This is a genomic window from Bradyrhizobium daqingense, assembly GCF_021044685.1.
GTDB lineage: Bacteria > Pseudomonadota > Alphaproteobacteria > Rhizobiales > Xanthobacteraceae > Bradyrhizobium > Bradyrhizobium daqingense.
In genome coordinates this window covers 7,835,546-7,853,177 of sequence record NZ_CP088014.1, presented here as the reverse complement: position 1 = coordinate 7,853,177, position 17,632 = coordinate 7,835,546, and the positions used below count along the sequence as shown (strand labels likewise).

The 17,632-nt window shown below is 57.1% G+C and carries 15 protein-coding genes and 2 pseudogenes; 15 read left to right on the top strand and 2 right to left on the bottom strand.

The window, feature by feature from the left end:
* Positions 1–454 precede the first annotated feature (454 nt).
* Complete coding sequence (locus LPJ38_RS37195; protein ID WP_011084548.1) at positions 455–649, top strand: 4Fe-4S binding protein; 195 nt, start codon at positions 455–457, stop codon at positions 647–649.
* Between the two features lie 143 nt (positions 650–792).
* Positions 793–1,856, top strand: a pseudogene (locus tag LPJ38_RS37190) (IS630-like element ISRj1 family transposase).
* A gap of 186 nt (positions 1,857–2,042) precedes the next feature.
* Here the strand turns inward: LPJ38_RS37190 and LPJ38_RS37185 are convergent.
* Positions 2,043–3,069: pseudogene (locus tag LPJ38_RS37185) on the bottom strand (IS3 family transposase); the annotation flags it as partial.
* 598 nt (positions 3,070–3,667) lie between these two features.
* On the opposite strand from LPJ38_RS37185, the gene nifD reads away from it, so the two are divergent.
* The 10 genes from nifD to LPJ38_RS37135 all read left to right on the top strand — a co-directional run bounded on the left by nifD (position 3,668) and on the right by LPJ38_RS37135 (position 14,034).
* Entirely contained in the window at positions 3,668–5,170 is a 1,503-nt protein-coding gene (gene nifD / locus LPJ38_RS37180; protein ID WP_011084552.1) for a nitrogenase molybdenum-iron protein alpha chain, read from the top strand.
* 65 nt (positions 5,171–5,235) lie between these two features.
* The gene (gene nifK / locus LPJ38_RS37175) at positions 5,236–6,792 is read left to right on the top strand and encodes a nitrogenase molybdenum-iron protein subunit beta (RefSeq protein ID WP_011084553.1); all 1,557 of its coding nucleotides are present in this window, start codon (positions 5,236–5,238) and stop codon (positions 6,790–6,792) included.
* A gap of 92 nt (positions 6,793–6,884) precedes the next feature.
* A complete protein-coding gene (gene nifE, locus LPJ38_RS37170; protein WP_011084554.1) occupies positions 6,885–8,528 on the top strand; it encodes a nitrogenase iron-molybdenum cofactor biosynthesis protein NifE in 1,644 nt (547 codons plus the stop codon).
* 9 nt (positions 8,529–8,537) lie between these two features.
* On the top strand, positions 8,538–9,947 hold the full coding sequence (gene nifN, locus LPJ38_RS37165; protein ID WP_011084555.1) for a nitrogenase iron-molybdenum cofactor biosynthesis protein NifN: 1,410 nt from the start codon (positions 8,538–8,540) through the stop codon (positions 9,945–9,947).
* Positions 9,944–10,339 (top strand): nitrogen fixation protein NifX, encoded by a 396-nt coding sequence (nifX, locus tag LPJ38_RS37160; RefSeq protein ID WP_011084556.1) that lies wholly within the window; start codon positions 9,944–9,946, stop codon positions 10,337–10,339. The genes nifN and nifX overlap by 4 nt, the downstream gene beginning before the upstream one ends.
* 6 nt (positions 10,340–10,345) lie before the next feature.
* The gene (locus LPJ38_RS37155; RefSeq protein ID WP_011084557.1) at positions 10,346–10,810 is read left to right on the top strand and encodes a NifX-associated nitrogen fixation protein; all 465 of its coding nucleotides are present in this window, start codon (positions 10,346–10,348) and stop codon (positions 10,808–10,810) included.
* 52 nt (positions 10,811–10,862) lie between these two features.
* Entirely contained in the window at positions 10,863–11,024 is a 162-nt protein-coding gene (locus tag LPJ38_RS37150; RefSeq protein WP_011084558.1) for a CCE_0567 family metalloprotein, read from the top strand.
* Positions 11,025–11,034: 10 nt separating this feature from the next.
* Positions 11,035–11,328, top strand: coding sequence for a ferredoxin III, nif-specific (fdxB, locus tag LPJ38_RS37145; protein WP_011084559.1), 294 nt, complete (start codon positions 11,035–11,037; stop codon positions 11,326–11,328).
* 890 nt (positions 11,329–12,218) lie between these two features.
* A complete protein-coding gene (locus LPJ38_RS37140) occupies positions 12,219–13,052 on the top strand; it encodes a host specificity protein (protein WP_223153749.1) in 834 nt (277 codons plus the stop codon).
* 598 nt (positions 13,053–13,650) lie between these two features.
* The gene (locus LPJ38_RS37135) at positions 13,651–14,034 is read left to right on the top strand and encodes a Rieske (2Fe-2S) protein (protein WP_011084562.1); all 384 of its coding nucleotides are present in this window, start codon (positions 13,651–13,653) and stop codon (positions 14,032–14,034) included.
* A gap of 21 nt (positions 14,035–14,055) precedes the next feature.
* On the opposite strand, the gene LPJ38_RS37130 is transcribed toward LPJ38_RS37135, so the two are convergent.
* Positions 14,056–14,646 (bottom strand): hypothetical protein, encoded by a 591-nt coding sequence (locus LPJ38_RS37130; RefSeq protein WP_014497969.1) that lies wholly within the window; start codon positions 14,644–14,646, stop codon positions 14,056–14,058.
* A gap of 259 nt (positions 14,647–14,905) precedes the next feature.
* Between LPJ38_RS37130 and LPJ38_RS37125 the strand changes: the two genes are divergently transcribed.
* The 3 genes from LPJ38_RS37125 to nifT all read left to right on the top strand — a co-directional run bounded on the left by LPJ38_RS37125 (position 14,906) and on the right by nifT (position 16,952).
* Positions 14,906–15,226 (top strand): iron-sulfur cluster assembly accessory protein, encoded by a 321-nt coding sequence (locus LPJ38_RS37125; RefSeq protein ID WP_011084564.1) that lies wholly within the window; start codon positions 14,906–14,908, stop codon positions 15,224–15,226.
* 323 nt (positions 15,227–15,549) lie between these two features.
* The gene (gene nifS, locus LPJ38_RS37120; protein ID WP_011084565.1) at positions 15,550–16,731 is read left to right on the top strand and encodes a cysteine desulfurase NifS; all 1,182 of its coding nucleotides are present in this window, start codon (positions 15,550–15,552) and stop codon (positions 16,729–16,731) included.
* The gene (gene nifT / locus LPJ38_RS37115) at positions 16,728–16,952 is read left to right on the top strand and encodes a putative nitrogen fixation protein NifT (RefSeq protein ID WP_011084566.1); all 225 of its coding nucleotides are present in this window, start codon (positions 16,728–16,730) and stop codon (positions 16,950–16,952) included. Before nifS ends, nifT begins: the two co-directional genes overlap by 4 nt.
* The last annotated feature ends 680 nt before the right edge of the window (positions 16,953–17,632 follow it).

Here is a 17,632-nt window from a genome sequence, read left to right as displayed (position 1 = left end):
CTCCGCCAGTATTGATTAGGAGTGCGGAACGAAGCAGAGGATCACCGGACGAACGCCTGCCTCAACCGCCGCCAGGATAGGGAGACGATGTACCTTCCGGTCCCATTGAGTGAAGCCGACAAGATGCGCCGCGGGCGACCTGATACTTGCCCGGACAGCTCCATGATGTCGCGACACATCGATCATAGCCGCGGCAGGCGGCCTTAAGGATCTCGGATCGTTCCCTAATGCTGGAGAAGGTGGTTTACCTGATCGCTGACGGCCGTGACACCGATCATGCGCAAACCACAGGATCGAGATCAGATTGTCATGTTCGTTGTAGGATTTGCGACACCGTATCGGGTCGGCGACCTGCGTTATCGAAATTTCTTCAGATGAATCAAGCTCAAGATGTCTGGCACAAGACTTGATAGCAAGAAACTGTTCCGCACCTTTTGCTTATGGAATAGCACTGATGGCCTACAAGATAATCGCATCCCAATGCACGGTCTGCGGTGCGTGCGAGTTCGAGTGTCCCAATGCCGCGATTAGCCTGAAGAACGACATCTATGTGATCAATCCGTCCCAGTGTACCCAATGTGAGGGGCATTCTGACGCGCCAAAGTGCGCCGTGGTTTGCCCCGTGCCAGATACTTGCGTGCCCGCATAGGAGCGGCAGCCGATGAGAGGGGCTCCTGCACGAAGCATGATGAAGATAATATCCAAAACAGCCGCCTTTGCGACCCGTCTCCCGTTTTCCTCGCTCGCTAGTACCCACTTTTCTTGGAAAGTGAGTCGTGATTCAAGGTCGGGATGATACCCGAAGCAAGAGAAGTCCACCTTTCGAGGAAAGATCGCAAGGTGCTTGAGGCGTGCTGTCGCTCACCGGTGACGTTGCAGCGCGATTTGAAGCGGGCGCGGATAGTTCTGTTGGCGGCGGATGGGCGCTCACCCGGTCGATCGCCAAGGAAGTTGGGGTCCAGCCGCGGATTGTCAGCCTTTGGCGGCATCGCTATGCCGACCATGGCCTTGAAGGGCTGCAAGACAAGCCGCGGCCTGGCAAGCAGCCGATCTATACGAAGACGACCGACAAGCGGATTCTGAAGCTGCTGGATAAGCCGCCACCGCAAGGGTTTGCGCGCTGGACCGGCCCCCTGCTGGCCGAGGCGCTGGGCGATGTCGATGTCCAATATGTCTGGCGGTTCCTGCGCAGCCACAAGATTGACCTGGTGGCTCGCAAGTCCTGGTGCGAGAGCAACGACCCGAACTTTACGGCCAAAGCCGCCGATGTTGTCGGCCTCTATGTCGCGCCGCCGGCGAAGGCCATTGTGCTGTGCGTGGACGAGAAGCCCTCGATCCAGGCTTTGGAGCGAGCGCAGGGTTATCTGAAGTTGCCCAATGGCCGCGCCTTAACCGGCCAAAGCCACGATTACAAGCGGCATGGCACCACAACATTGTTTGCGGCGCTCGAAGTCGCCACCGGAAAGATCATCGCGACCCATTCAAAACGCCGGCGCCGCGTCGAGTTTCTCGATTTCATGAACAGCGTCACCGCGACTTTTCCGAACCGCAAGCTTCACGTCATCCTCGACAACCTCAACACCCATAAAAAGAACGAGGACTGGCTCAAGGCCCACCCCAACGTGCAATTTCATTTCACGCCGACAAGTGCGTCATGGCTCAATCAGGTCGAAGTATGGTTTTCCATCTTGCAGGGGCAGTCGCTCAGCGGCACCTCCTTCACGAGCCTCAAGCAGCTTCAGGAACACATCGATACCTACGTCAACGCATACAACGACAGAGCCGAGCCCTTCGTCTGGACCAAGAAAAAGGTCCGTCAACGCCGTTTCAAAGGCCGCCGTATCACTCAGCTCTGATTCCGGGGACTAGCCCCGTGTTCGAAGAGAGCTGGCCCCGGTTGTTTGGACAGCGCCCCGCTGGATTTAAGTGGATTCCTGCCGGGTTATGCTGAACGCGGGGCTTTACGATTTTGTCGTTGCGTCGGGAGGGCGTAGCCCGACCAGAGCGACGACAAAATCGTCGGCGACGGTCATGCGGCCATTGCGGAGATAAACTTCTTCGTATTTGACCGTGCGCCAGAGCCGCTCGACAAACACGTTGTCGCGCCAGGCGCCCTTGCCGTCCAACGCGCCTAGTCGTCGGGCGCGTCCCCTAGCCACAACGCAATGCTGATGGCGATCTTCGCGTCCAGCAGCACATCGGTGAACTCGAGGCTGGTGAACTGGCTGCCCTGATCCGTGTTGAAAATCTCGGGTCTGCCGTGCTTCGCCAACGCCTCCTGGACCGCTTGGACGCAGAAGGCCGCCTCCATTGTGATCGAGACGCGATGGGCCAGGACCCGTCGGCTGAACACATCGACGACCGCCGCGAGATAGACGAAGCCACGCCGCATCGGAATGTAGGTGATGTCCATTGCCCACGCATGGTCGGGCCGCTCGATCTTCAATCCGCGCAACAGGTACGGGTAGATCTTGTGACCCGGAGCCGGCTTGCTCGTGTTCGGGCGACGATAGACCGCCTCGATCCCCATGCGCTTCATCAGCGTCGCGATGTGGCGGCGACCGGCGTATACCCCCTCCCGCCGCAGCAACGATCGCAGCATACGCGCTCCCGCGAAGGGATAATCGAGATGCAGCTCATCGAGCCGACGCATCAAGGCAAGGTCCTCGGCCGAAACTGGCCGAGGTTCATAGTAGACCGTGCTGCGAGCCAGCTTCAGGACCTTCGCCTGGCGCACGATAGAAAGATCATGACCGCGGTCGATCATCGCTTTGCGCTCAGCAGGCCCGCCTTGGTGAGCGCGCCGGACAAAAAATCGCTTTCCAACGCCAGCTCGCCGATCTTGGCATGTAACGCCTTCAAATCGACCGGCGTCTCGGCCGATGTCTTGTCATGCCCAAACACGCCGGCGGCGCCTTCCAGGAGCTGGTTTTTCCAGATCGTGATCTGGTTCGGATGAACATCAAACAGTTGCGCCAGCTCCGCCAGTGTCTTGCCGCCTTTGACCGCAGCCAAAGCAACCTTCGCCTTGAATGCCGGAGAATGCGTCCGGCGGCTCTTCTTCGTCATCTTCGCTCCTGATTCGCAGCAAGAATCCTCGCCGCTGTCAGGCAGAAAATCCACTCAAGCTACTGTCCGAATTTGCGGGGCCAGCTCTGTGTCCCTCGGCATGTACAACGCACGCGAAGACATCGATGTGATCGTGCGTGCCCCTTATCAAGGCGCGACGATGCTCGTGTGATCTAACGAGCCTAAGAAGTTCACGTGGCGTCGAGGTAGCTCGCCTTGAGATCTAGAGCGCGAGATCGCGCACGTCATTACATCGCAGGTGAGCACCTGTAGGTTTCAATAAGTATGAAGGATTGGAAGCCAGACTTGCGGCCTGCTTCCGCCTTACACCGCAGAGCGTTGCTGTCGCGCATAAACTCAAAAACTCCGCCGTGAATTTCACGCGCGGCCGCCTTGTTCCATTTCGAACACCGCCAAACCAAGAGTCCCTCGCAAAGGCGAGATGTCGGATTCGCAACAACAGCCCGTCACCGTACAAGTCGCGCTAAGAAACTGTTGTTGTTCTAGTTTTAGTGCTCATGAGACCCTGGCATGCCGGTTGCAAAGTCTTGGATCAAGAAGCCGCCCTCCCAACAGCTAACCTTTTAAAGGACACCAGATGAGTCTCGCCACGACCAACAGCGTCGCAGAAATCAGGGCTCGCAACAAAGAGCTGATCGAGGAGGTGCTGAAGGTCTATCCGGAGAAAACCGCGAAAAGGCGTGCCAAGCACCTCAACGTGCACCAAGCAGGTAAGTCGGACTGCGGGGTGAAGTCCAACATCAAATCCATACCCGGCGTGATGACGATAAGAGGGTGCGCCTATGCAGGGTCGAAGGGGGTGGTCTGGGGACCAATCAAGGACATGGTTCATATCAGCCATGGCCCGGTTGGCTGCGGCCAATATTCATGGGGCTCGCGGCGCAACTATTACGTTGGCACCACGGGCATCGATAGCTTCGTGACTCTGCAGTTCACCTCCGACTTCCAGGAAAAGGATATCGTATTTGGCGGCGACAAGAAACTGGACAAAATCCTTGATGAAATCCAAGAGCTGTTTCCACTCAACAACGGCATTACGATACAATCAGAGTGCCCGGTAGGGTTGATCGGTGACGATATCGAGGCGGTGTCAAGGGCGAAATCCAAAGAATATGGAGGCAAGACCATCGTGCCGGTCCGTTGTGAGGGCTTTCGGGGTGTGTCGCAGTCACTAGGCCATCACATTGCAAACGATGCGGTACGCGATTGGATTTTCGGGCATATCGAGGCCGAGGGCAAACCAAAGTTCGAGCCGACACCATACGATGTTGCGATCATCGGAGACTACAATATCGGCGGCGATGCTTGGTCATCGCGAATTCTGCTTGAAGAGATGGGACTACGGGTAATCGCGCAGTGGTCCGGCGACGGTTCACTGGCCGAGCTCGAAGCAACGCCGAAGGCAAAGCTCAACATTCTGCATTGCTACCGTTCCATGAACTATATCTCACGCCACATGGAAGAGAAGTTCGGCATCCCTTGGTGCGAGTACAACTTCTTCGGACCTTCAAAGATCGCGGACTCACTGCGCAGGATTGCGGGTTATTTTGACGACAAGATCAAGGAAGGCGCCGAGCGAGTGATCGAGAAGTATCAGCCGCTGGTGGACGCCGTGATTGCAAAATATCGCCCGCGCCTCGAGGGCAAGACGGTGATGCTGTACGTCGGCGGCCTTCGTCCGCGTCATGTGATTGGCGCGTACGAGGACCTCGGGATGGACGTCATTGGCACTGGCTACGAGTTCGGTCACAACGACGACTATCAGCGCACAGCTCAGCACTACGTGAAAGACAGCACCCTCATCTATGATGACGTCAATGGCTATGAGTTCGAGCGCTTCGTCGAAAAACTCCAGCCTGATCTTGTCGGCTCAGGCATCAAGGAAAAGTACGTTTTCCAAAAGATGAGTGTGCCGTTCCGGCAGATGCATTCGTGGGACTATTCGGGTCCATATCACGGTTATGACGGCTTTGCGATCTTCGCGCGCGACATGGACATGGCCGTCAACTCGCCAATTTGGAAAAGAACGAAAGCTCCCTGGAAGGAAGCGCCGAGCGCCAAGCTCCAGGCTGCAGAATAACGCAACTCGTCTCGCTCTCCGGGAAAGCCCGGGCGATTCCAATCTGATAGTGAAGGATTTCACCGATGCCGCAGAGTGCCGAACACGTGCTCGATCATGTCGAACTGTTCCGCGGTCCAGAATACCAGCAAATGCTGGCGAAGAAGAAGATATTCGAGAATCCGCGCGATCCTGCCGAGGTCGAACGTATCAAGGAATGGACCAAAACGGCCGAATATCGCGAAAAAAACTTCGCGCGGGAGGCGCTGGCGGTAAATCCGGCGAAGGCGTGTCAGCCGCTTGGCGCCGTATTCGCCTCTGTCGGCTTTGAGCGCACGCTGCCCTTCGTCCACGGCAGCCAAGGCTGTGTGGCCTATTACCGCAGTCATTTGTCGCGGCACTTCAAGGAGCCTAGCTCCTGTGTCTCTTCATCAATGACGGAAGATGCTGCCGTATTCGGCGGTCTGAACAACATGACCGACGGGCTCGCGAACAGCTACAAGATGTACAAGCCCAAGATGATTGCGGTTTCCACAACCTGCATGGCCGAAGTGATCGGCGATGACCTGAACGCCTTCATCAAGACGTCGAAAGAAAAGGGCTCGGTTCCGGCAGACTTCGACGTGCCGTTCGCCCACACGCCCGCATTCGTTGGCAGTCACGTCACCGGCTACGACAATGCCCTCAAAGGCATTCTGGAGCATTTTTGGGACGGCAAGGCCGGAACAGCGCCGAAGCTGGAGCGCAAACCGAATGGAGCGATCAACATCATTGGCGGGTTCGATGGATATACCGTCGGGAACCTTCGCGAGATTAAGCGCATCTTGGAATTGATGGGCATCCAGCACACAGTTCTCGCCGACAATTCTGAAGTGTTCGACACTCCGACAGACGGCGAATTCCGGATGTATGACGGTGGTACGACGCTGAAGGATGCGGCGAACGCGATTCACGCCAAGGCGACCATCTCCATGCAGCAATGGTGCACGGAAAAAACGCTGTCATTTGCGGCAGAGCATGGCCAGGACGTTCTATCCTTCAACTACCCGGTAGGCTTATCAGCAACGGATGACTTTATCGTCGCGCTGTCACGCATCAGCGGCAAGGAGATTCCGGAGCAACTCGCGCGAGAACGTGGCCGCTTGGTTGATGCCATTGCCGACTCAAGCGCTCATGTTCATGGCAAAAAGTTCGCGATCTATGGCGATCCGGATCTTTGCTATGGATTGGCTGCGTTTCTGCTCGAACTCGGCGCCGAGCCGACCCATGTGCTGTCCACCAATGGCAACAAAGCGTGGCAGGAGAAAATGCAGGCGCTGCTTGCAAGCTCGCCATTTGGACAGGGCTGCCAAGTCTATCCGGGGCGGGATCTCTGGCACATGCGTTCACTCTTGTTCACCGAGCCGGTCGATTTTCTGATTGGCAACACCTATGGGAAGTATCTGGAGCGTGATACCGCAACGCCACTAATCCGCATCGGCTTTCCGATTTTCGACCGGCATCACCATCACCGCTCCCCCATATGGGGCTATCAGGGCGGTCTGAATGTGCTGGTCAAGATCCTGGACAAGATCTTCGACGAGATCGACAACAAGACCAACATTCTTGGCAAAACCGACTACAGCTTCGACATCATTCGTTGATGAGCAACTACACGTGCCATCGTCCAGGACTGGACGATGGCACGAGCACATAACGGTTGAGTTTACAATTTGTTGCCCTGAGAGGAAGCAGGATGAGTTCACTGGCGGCCACGGTCCAGGATATCTTCGACGAGCCGGGCTGCGCCAAGAATGGCAGTAAGTCTGAGGCGGAACGCAGGAACGGCTGTACCAGACAGTTGCAGCCGGGTAGCGCTGCGGGTGGCTGTGCTTTCGACGGCGCGAAGGTTGCGCTGCAGCCGTTCACCGATGTCGCTCACTTGGTACATGGCCCGATCGCGTGCGAAGGTAATTCCTGGGACAATCGCGGCGCGGCGTCGTCCGGCTCGGATTTGTGGCGCACCGCTTTCACAACCGATTTGAGCGAAACCGATATTGTATTCGGAGGCGAGAAGCGGCTGTGCAAAGCGATCAAGGAGATCATCGACAAGTGCGATCCGCCCGCAATCTTCGTCTATCAAACCTGCATCCCGGCGATGATCGGCGATGACATCAATGCAGTCTGCAAGGCAGCGTCGCGAAGATTCTCAAAACCGGTGATCCCGATCAATTCTCCGGGCTTCGCCGGTTCGAAAAACCTCGGTAACAAGCTCGCGGGCGAAGCCTTGCTCGACTACGTGATCGGCACGCGAGAACCGGACTACACCACGCCGTACGACATCAATCTGATCGGAGAATACAACCTTTCAGGAGAGCTCTGGCAGGTGAAGCCAGTGTTAGACGAGCTTGGAGTGCGAATTCTCTGCTGCATTTCGGGCGATGGCAAATACCGCGAAGTCGCTTCATCTCATCGCGCGCGGGCGGCAATGTTGGTGTGCTCAAAATCCATGATCAACGTGGCACGCAAGATGGAGCAACGTTACGGGATCCCATTCTTCGAGGGGTCGTTCTACGGTATTCAGGATTCAAGCGAATCGCTACGCCAGATCGCCCGCTTATTGGTTGAGCGCGGCGCCCCGGCAGATCTGCTCGGGCGCACCGAAGCGGTGATCGCGCGCGAGGAAGCGCGGGCGTGGGCTGCCATCCAGCCGTACAAGCCGCGACTCGAAGGCAAAAGGGCCTTGTTAATGACCGGCGGTGTCAAGTCATGGTCGGTCGTCTCGGCGCTCCAGGAAGCCGGGCTGGAATTAGTCGGAACCAGTGTGAAGAAATCGACCATGGAAGACAAGGAGCGCATCAAGGAGCTCATGGGGCAGGATGCCCACATGATCGACGACATGACTGCGCGCGAAATGTACAAGATGTTGAAGGACGCAGAAGCGGACATCATGCTATCGGGCGGCAAGTCGCAATTTGTCGCGCTGAAGGCGGCGGTGCCATGGGTCGATATCAACCAGGAGCGTTGCCACGCCTATATGGGCTATGCCGGAATAGTCAAGCTGGTGGAGGAGATCGATAATTCGCTCTCAAGCCCGATGTGGGAGCAGCTACGTCGGCCAGCGCCATGGGAGGCTTTGGCCAAAGCGCGGGAGCAGATGCAGTCCATGGCCGCGATCGCCGGCGATCCGGTCCTCGCCGAAACAGCGCGCCGCGCGAGGAATATCTGCGTGTGTAACAGGGTTGATCTGGGCACGATTGAGGACGCAATCTCCGTGCACGGCTTGAGGAGCGTCGCAGCGGTCCGAGAGCATACCAATGCGGCCGGTGGCTGCTGTCAAGGACGCATCGAAGATATGTTGATGTCCGAGCCATCTGATATGCGACAGGCCGCAGAGTAGGGAGTCGCCATGGCCCTGGTCACGGCGCCGACAAAAGCCTGCGTTGTCAACCCGCTGAAGATGAGCCAGCCGATCGGCGGCGCATACGCCTTCATGGGTTTGCGCGGTGCGATGCCGCTTCTGCACGGCTCACAGGGGTGCACATCCTTCGGTCTCACGCTCTTTGTCCGGCACTTCAAAGAAGCAATACCGCTGCAGACCACCGCGATGAGCGAGGTCGCGACCGTACTCGGCGGATATGAAAATTTGGAGCAGGCGATACTTAACATCTCCAAGCGCGCTAAGCCGAAGATCATCGGAATCTGCTCGACCGGTGTCACCGAGACCAACGGCGACGATGTGGAAGCGTACCTCAAACTAATCCGGAGTGCGTATCCGCAACTCACAAAGTTGCCGCTCGTATATGTATCAACGCCTGATTTCAAGGGCGCGTTCCAGGATGGGTGGGAGAAGGCAGTTGCACGCATGGTGGAGGTGCTGGTGGACCGGCCAAGTGCCAATGGCCTGCGGGATCCCTCGAAGGTAAATGTTCTACCGGGGTGTCACCTGACGCCCGGCGACCTTGATGAACTCCGTGCCTTGCTGGAGGATTTCGGATTGTACCCCTCCTTTCTCCCTGACTTGGCGGGATCGCTCGACGGGCATATCCCCGATGAGTTTACGTCAACGACCATCGGCGGCATTGACGTCGACGAGATCGCGAGCATGGGGCGCGCAGGGTGGACCATTGCAATCGGTGCGCAGATGCAGCGCGCGGCTGAGGTCATGCAGACTAAAACCGGGGTGCCTTTTCGTGTGTTCGAGCGACTGTGTGGTCTTCATCCAAACGACGATTTCATGATGTTTTTGAGCGAGATTAGCGGGCGCCCGATACCCTCGAAATATCGACGCCAGCGCAGTCAGCTCGCCGATGCTATGTTGGACGCGCACTTCCATATTGGCGGCCGCAAAGTCGCGATCGGTGCCGAGCCAGACCTTCTGTTCGATTTATCCGGCATGCTGCACGATATGGGCGCGCAGGTGACCGTCGCCGTGACGACCACTCAGTCTGAGGTGATCGAGCGAATCAGGACCAAGGAGGTTCTCATTGGTGACCTCGAAGATCTGGAAGGATTTGCAAAAGAAAAGCATTGCGATCTGCTGATCACGCATTCGCATGGAAGGCAAGCGGCGGGGCGGCTGAAAGTGCCGTTCTATCGCGTAGGTTTTCCGATATTCGATCGGCTTGGCGCGGGCCACCAAGTATCCGTCGGCTATCGTGGTACCCGCAATGTGATCTTCCAAATCGCCAATCTCGTGATCGCGCATCGCGACGAGAATGACCGACCTACACCCGATAGGTGGCGGACCACGCCCGGACTGCCACAACACGTGGGGCATCGCCGCTCCACTGGCGCGCCTGAAAGGTCAATTGCATGAAGGTCGCTTTTGCCACTCAGGATCTGAGACGCGTCGATGCTCATTTTGGCTGGGCAAAGAATATTGCAATCTACGATGTCGCGCCCAGCGGGCATGTCTTTCTTAAAGCTATCGAGTTTGAGGGCGATCTTGAGGAGGACGGCAGTGGTGACAAGTTGGCGCCAAAGATCCAGGCGATCAAGGATTGCGCCATCCTATACGTCGCGGCCATTGGTGGTGCCGCGGCTGCGCGAGTGGTGGCCAGCAAAATTCATCCTATCAAGGTGAGCAAACCGGAAAGCATTCACGTGTTGCTGGAAAAGCTCGAGTCGGTGCTGAAGGGCACGCCACCTCCCTGGCTGCGCAAGGTCCTTGCAAAGGACCAACCGCGATCGTTTGAGTTCGACGAATGAGATGATATGACCGCAAAAATAGCGCAGCAGGGCAGCGTCGTCGACGCACCATTTCTAATCGAGTTAGTCAAGCTTTGGCGCGCCCAGGATACCAATGAAGCCTGGGAAGGGAAGAGCGACCTTGATCTGCTCGAACCCTATATCCTGAACAGGGAGAGACGACGCGCATTGCCGATCATCGGTGATCCCGATCCCAATACACTATGGCGGCTTGAGTTGTTCTTCAATGCGGTCGGCCTGTCAGTAGAGAGGGAGACCGGCATTATGGTTCAGCCGATCCTGAAGCTGCATCATGAAGGCTTCGGGCGCATAGTGCTCATCGCAGGGCGGTTGGTCGCCGTAAACAAGCAGCTGCGCGACGTGCATCGCTTGGGATTCGATAATTGCGTCAAGCTGGCTCAAGAGGGGGATAGATATGTCAGCGAGGGAATTGGCCTGATTCGGAAATTTCCAGACGTGGCTAACTATTGAGGATACTCACTCATGGGCGATCAGTGAAATACTGAAGGCCGAACTAAAGAAAGTGTCCGCCAAGGCGATACAGGCCAAGATGGATCTGCACGACCTTTCGGAAGAATTGCCCATCAACTGGACGTCGATTATGGCGGTGGCGCAGAAGGCGTACGATGTCTATGTCGAACTGGAGCGCAAGAGTCGCGAGCTAAAAGAGCTGGAAAATACTTGAAGGGCAATGCATGTCATTTGCAACGCGAGACGGCCGCGACTGGATGCCACAATACCTAGCCTCGATCGATGCCAAGAAGTGCATCGGCTGTGGCCGCTGTTTCAAGGTGTGCGGTCAAGATGTCATGACTTTGAAAGGCATCAACGAGGAGGGCGAACTCGTCAACCTTGACAATGACGCGGACGATGAAGTCGAAAAAAAGATTATGGTTCTGAACGATCAGGGCGCCTGCATCGGCTGCGGTGCGTGCGATAGGGTTTGCCCGGCCAGCTGCCAGACCCACGTCCCAGCCGCAGCTGCATGAGCGAAGGGGATCTATCTCCCGTTCGCCACGCGTGGAGGGAGGCCCCGCTGGATCAGGTCAATCCGCAACGGAGACTCGTGCCAGCCGGCCCGAATGGCCCGATTTTTTCCCTGAATGGCAAGACGGAACGAGCGGAGATGCGCATGGCCGAATGCTGCTCAGCCCCGAGGCAAGCCATACCGGCTGTCTGGCGCCTGCTTGCAAGTCTCGCTCGTATCGCAGGATCCGCGTTTTTTTCGAAAAGCGACTTGGCCTTGGGCGGGCGATCATATTACCGTCGTGGTCGTCTAGTCGGTTTTCCGAATAGGCACTTCCTTCGGAGCCAGTCGTGCTCATCCTATCCTGTGGCCTTCGGTTGCGGGATCGGCAGGAGCGAAAGTCTGCCGCGGTCCACGGGTTTTACAATTGTCCGGCCGATCATAGCCGCCGATCGCGTTGAAGCGCATGTGATGGTGGCACCTGTGTCTTCGCGATTCTATCCTGGGACCGGATGGTGCTGCTCCGAATTGGATGACAGTGCAATAGCACGTGCGAGTCGCGGACGCCGCGACAAAAGCACCGGGCAGCAATTCTGCGCGCACGCCGCCGATCCTCGATAGACGGCTGCATTGGTCAATGGCAGCGACGACCGAAAGTAAAGGGCGGTGCTGCAGATCTGCGCCGTTGAACGTCACATTTTTGATGATCAAGCGCGGACAATATCGCACGTTATCAGCCTGCGATTGCTGGCCAGCGGGTGCGTGACTCGCTTGCGGATTGCGCAGCCGCAGCCTCCGAGCGCCGGCAGATGCTTAGGTCAGGTTGTGGTCAGTTAGGTTGTATATTATGAACGCGAGCTTGCGCGGCATGAGCTCAATCGCGTGCAATGTTGCCGATAGGAGAGCGATCTGATGTATGGCAGAGTCGTTGGCTCATCCAGCCAATCCACAAGCGCTAATCAAGTTGATGAACCGGGAGATAGCCCCCGCTTTGCGGAAACACTTGCAGGTATGGAGCCAGGCGGGTCGTCATCTGAAACAAGGGCGTACTATCTGAATTCCGGTCCGCCCATTGTTGAGATCGACCAGCGTTCCTTCGATCGAGGGCTGCGGAGATTTTTGGGCCGCGACATCATGAACATCGCCATTAATCCGCAAGAGTACTCAGACTTCGTATCAAAGAAAGCTGAGCGGGCAGCAACGGTTGCTGGCAGCTATAGCGCCACTCACTATGATCCAGCCAGGCCCGTGCGCTTCTTCAGCTATCAATTGGGTGACGAAACAGTTGGCCTGTTGAGAGCAGGAGGTCCGGTTCGGATCAAGGGGGAGACCTTCCGGGAAAAGTTTGGGCGCAACGATCTCACGTCCGTGGTGGACCTTCGGGTCACTCATCCCCTGGTTGAGAACGCGGGCGATATTTTGCTTGAGCACCAGCTGAGAGAGGATGGTGATGATCCCTTGATCTTGTCAAAACCAGGCTTGCCCGGCATGGAACCCCGCCTAGCAGAAATGGGTTTTGTTCATGTGGGTCGAAATCACTGGGTGCTTGATCCTCACCAGCATCCCGAGGTGTGGACGAAGAATGAGAACGACCAGTGGCAGCGAGTAGGCAAGCCTACGAAGTACCTTAGTAAGGTGGAGGATGATGATGCCGCCGCTGAATCGACGGTCCAGGCGGACTATTCTGACGAAGATGATCCGTCAGTCTATTTGGAGCGCGTCTTCACGGGGCTAAGCATGGAGTAACGCAACGGCGACCCTGAGCCATTTTTCGAAAGCTGAGAGCAGTGATATCGACACTCAGTTTCGAAAGCGAATTGTTGCACGATGAGCCGTCACCTTGCTTGAAGTGCATGTTGCCGAACGCGCATGGAGTAAGGTGGCTGCAATAGCAACACCGAACCTGAAGTGATGGGCGTTTGACCGTTCAAAGCGCGGGCGCAACAGTCTTAGTTCAAAGGGGGCGCGCGCTCGCTGCGCGCGCCCTGCGCCGGCTGGAAGCGAGCACATGGCTCTTCTGCGAAGGCCGCGACGCCGTGAGACATACGCCATCGGAGGGCACCGTGGCCCCGCTATGCGGCGTGGCCATTAACGAGCAGCAGCGACATCCGCCGCGTTTGGCCGTCCGGCAAGCCCGGAGCGCGGAGCAGCAGTTCTGCAGCTAGCACGGAGGGAACGAGAAGGCTCAATGTGCCTTTGTCTGAAATATACGCCGCTGTGCAACGAGATCTGCTGAAATAGCCAAGTTTGCGCGTCGGATGACCAGACACGATTCGTTTCGGCGCTCGTACGGTTATTGCAGGGGCAATTGCACAGCGACAATTAAGTCTTGCAAGAGCAACCTATGCAGCCAACTCTCGTCTATGCGATTTGCAGCTTTAACGACATTCCGAGCCGCCAGGCCATCGGATTTCATCTTATGGTCCTCGAAGATGACGGCAATCACCGGCCGTGGCCCATCATTGTGGTGCGATGGGGCAAGAAGGTGCTTGGCTATGTCAATAAATGCCCGCACCACAGCGTCAATTTGGACTGGGAGCAGAACGAATTCCTCGATCCAAACGGTATCCGGCTGATGTGCGGCAAGCACGGTTCGACCTTCGAACTCGGCACCGGGCGGTGCGTCGAAGGTCCATGTCAAGGTAGAGCGCTTACGCCGATCGCGTTGGTAGTTGTGGATGGCGACATCTGCGCCGTCGGTGTGCATCTCGCGGAGGACGATGCATGAGCCAACAACTGAAGACCGCCCTCAGACCGGGCGGTTCTCGTTGCGGTTTTTCACAGCCTCCATCCTCTTTAGTCCGTCGTCATACGAGATTTCCTCATAGGATAGATCGAGATCCCTTGTGGCATCGAGGAGGTAATCAAGCTTGCCGGCCGGATCGAGCTTCTTGATGTCGTCCTTGTTCAGCCCGACCAAGTCCATCATCTCCTTCCAAACCGTGGATTCATCGCAGGGTAAGACGTGGAAGTTAATATCGCCGAGCTTAACTCGATACTTCGCCAGCAAATCGATGTTGTTGCAGAAAATGAAATAGCTGCCGATTGGGCTCAAGGCACCGTCGAGGACGGTCGCGACGTCAACAAGATACGCGAAGGAATGTAGGTAGCCGGCCAGCACGGGGATAGTGCGTTCTCCGTTTTGGGCGATCGTCAGAACCTGCTCAATGGAATAGTCTGGCGGTCGTTTCTCGTCCGCGACCTGAGTCTGGAACTTTAGTGCGACGTCGCCGCGAAAGCCGAACCGACCCGGCTTGGTGGTCGCGCCTTTGAATACGGCGTTGAGAAGGCGGCTCTCCTTCTCAAGTCTGCCGAGTGCAGTGTTCTCGATAGCGGTCATTAAATCTGTCCTTGATCTATGCTCTTCACCGACGCGTTGTCGGAGCCAGATGCGATGCAAATTGCCTGCCGTCGCCTGCGTGGCGGCGTTCAGTGAAGCTCGGAAAGAAAACGCGCCGGTGGCTGGCACCGCCTTACGTGCCTTGTCAGGAACCCGACATCCGTTGCCAGCCAAGGGGCGCGGAAATGAGCATCATCAGGCGTCTGCGCGCTGGCACGTGACTTGCTCTTAGCTGGGCCTAAGCTGACGAGGCAAAGACGTGATCAACCTGACCGATAGCGCAGTCAATGCAATCAAGAGCGCGATTTCATCTTCGGAGCGGCGGGCGGGTGGTCTGCGCGTCATGATCGAAGCAGGCGGCTGCAATGGATTCAAATACAAGATGGGCATCGCCGATGAGCCAAAGCCTGACGACACCGTGATCGACTGCGATGGGCTCAAGGTGTTTGTCGATAGCAAGAGCCGAGAGCATCTGGCCGGCACAACCATCGATTTCGTGCTGGCACCGGAGAGCTCTGGCTTTACCTTTCATAACCCGAACGCGGCCACCAACTGCTCCTGTGGAAAATCATTCGGCTGATGGAAACATTGATCAGGCGATAAGGAAAGGGCAATGAACCACACCGGCCGAACCAGACCGACTGAAGAACTCGTCGATCCCCACGATGCGAGAGGGTCCCGTTCGCTGCGCGAACGAAGAGATCGGACCCAATCGCCAAGCCGAAGCTGGCGCCTGTTAGCTGATCGGCACGATAGCAGCATGCTCTTGGCGCGGCTCGACAATGCTGGCAAGCCGTACAAGCTTCCGAGCGTGAGTCTAGAAGGGATTCAGGGGCACCTGGTAGGTAAGATCGGAGGTTTGGATCGCCTGGTCCTCGTTGTTGCTGCAGGCGGGGTGGTGCAGTGAGCGAGAATCGAGCGCCGATTTACCTCGATAACAATGCAACGACGCGAACTGATCCATCCGTCGTGCAAACCATGTTGCCTTTCTTCACTGAGCAATTCGGCAATGCCTCGTCCGCGCATGCCTTTGGCAACGAGGCCGCAATTGCGGTGAGGCAGGCACGGAGAAGCTTGAGCGGCCTGCTAGGTAGTGCATACGATCACGAAATCGTCTTCACCTCGGGAGGGACCGAAGCCAATAATGCCGCAATCCTCTCGGCACTTGCAACCCAGGAAGGTCGAGACGAGGTTGTCACCACTTCGGTTGAGCACTCCGCCGTACTTGCGCTAACGGAGCAATTGGCGGCAAGGGGAGTCAAGACGCGCATTATTGCCGTAGATGCTTGCGGCCGGCTCGACATCGAGGCGTTTCGCTGCGCGCTTGGGCCACGCACAGCGATTGCCTCGGTTATGTGGGCCAATAACGAGACCGGAACGATATTTCCCGTGAAGTGTCTGGCCGGGTGGACCCGTGAGGCGGGAGCGCTATTTCACACAGATGCGGTGCAGGCCATTGGTAAAGTACGCTTAAACCTAAAGGACAGCACGATCGACATGCTTTCACTATCCGCGCACAAACTGCACGGCCCGAAGGGGGTAGGTGCGTTATATTTGCGTAAAGGGACAAAATTCCAGCCGCTGATCTGCGGCGGATCACAGGAACGAGGGCGGCGCGCTGGGACCGAGAATATTCCCGGAATCGTCGGACTAGGAAAAGCTGCCGAACTTGCGGCGGAGCGGCTTGAACCCGAGCGCATCCGCATTGGCGCGTTACGTGACCGCCTTGAGCAGGGAATTTTGCGCAATGGCGAGTGCGTTGTGCTTGGCGACATTCGCAATCGTTTGGCGAATACGACTAATATTGCCTTCGACCATCTCGAAGGTGAAGCGATTGCCCACCGTCTTAACCGGGCGGGCATCGCCGTATCGCTCGGGTCAGCCTGCAGGTCGGGCTCAATGCAGCCATCGCATGTTCTGCGTGCCATGCAGGTGCCTGCGTGGCGGATGCACGGCGCCGTGCGCTTTTCTCTTTCGCGCGAAACCTCCCTCGCCGAAGTCGATGAGGCCGTGTGCGCTGTGTCAGATATCGTGACTCGCATGCGCGCCAGCTCCCGCGCCACGGTCAGGGAGCAGACCTCGTGAAAATCATGATCCGCCGCTCTCCGGACACGGGCTTGTCAATCTACGTGCCAAAAAAGGATATCGAAGAGTCAATCGTGGCCTCCGAGTACGAGACCCTATGGGGCGGCTGGATCAAAGTCGCTAACGGTTGGGTGCTCGATTTGCCCGAGATGGCGAGCGACACACGGTTACCGATCACAATCGACGCGAAGAAGCGGGATGAGAGCGGCGACGATCCATGAAGCGCTCACGGAGATGAGCGCTGTCGATGCGGCGGATGCAAAGGTTACTCTCGCGGACCTTGGCGCCCGCCCTGGGGACCGAGATCATTGTCGTCTCTCTCGTCCTGGCATCAGGGAATTGAAAATGCGATGTGCTGAGCACACCAGATGCATCGGTCGGCTTATTCGCCGGTAAGTCGGCGCTGTCTCGGGGCTTTGGGGGTCGACTGGCTGCGGCGCAGCATATCAAGATCAGCAAACGTCGGCCCGCCGCGACGGCATTGATGAGGCGGGGTTTACTCAGCCAGTCGGGACAAGGCGATTGCACCATCATCTTTGGCCCTCATTGCTGCCTGTCATATTCGGACGCGTGTTGCCCTAGTATTGGCCTTATGATGTCCGGCTTCCCCAGTTCGGATCGGGCCAATTGAGAGCGGCAGCGCGCGAAAGCCCGTTCAGATGAGCTGGATCGGGGCGAGCCCCGCGAGAGTGAAAAGCACACGAGATGGAGCCCCGAGTGAGAATGGCGACGCATCTGTCGCTTTGCCAACAAGCTCATCATTGCTGTCTTGCAAGTGCCAACGCTATCGCTGCGCCTACTCGGTGTACTGTGGTTGCATTCGCATCATCCTCGCCACGGCATGCAAGTTGCTAATCTTCCTGAAGCGCGCTCTAGGATGATCTGTGGGCGTCGATGCTTG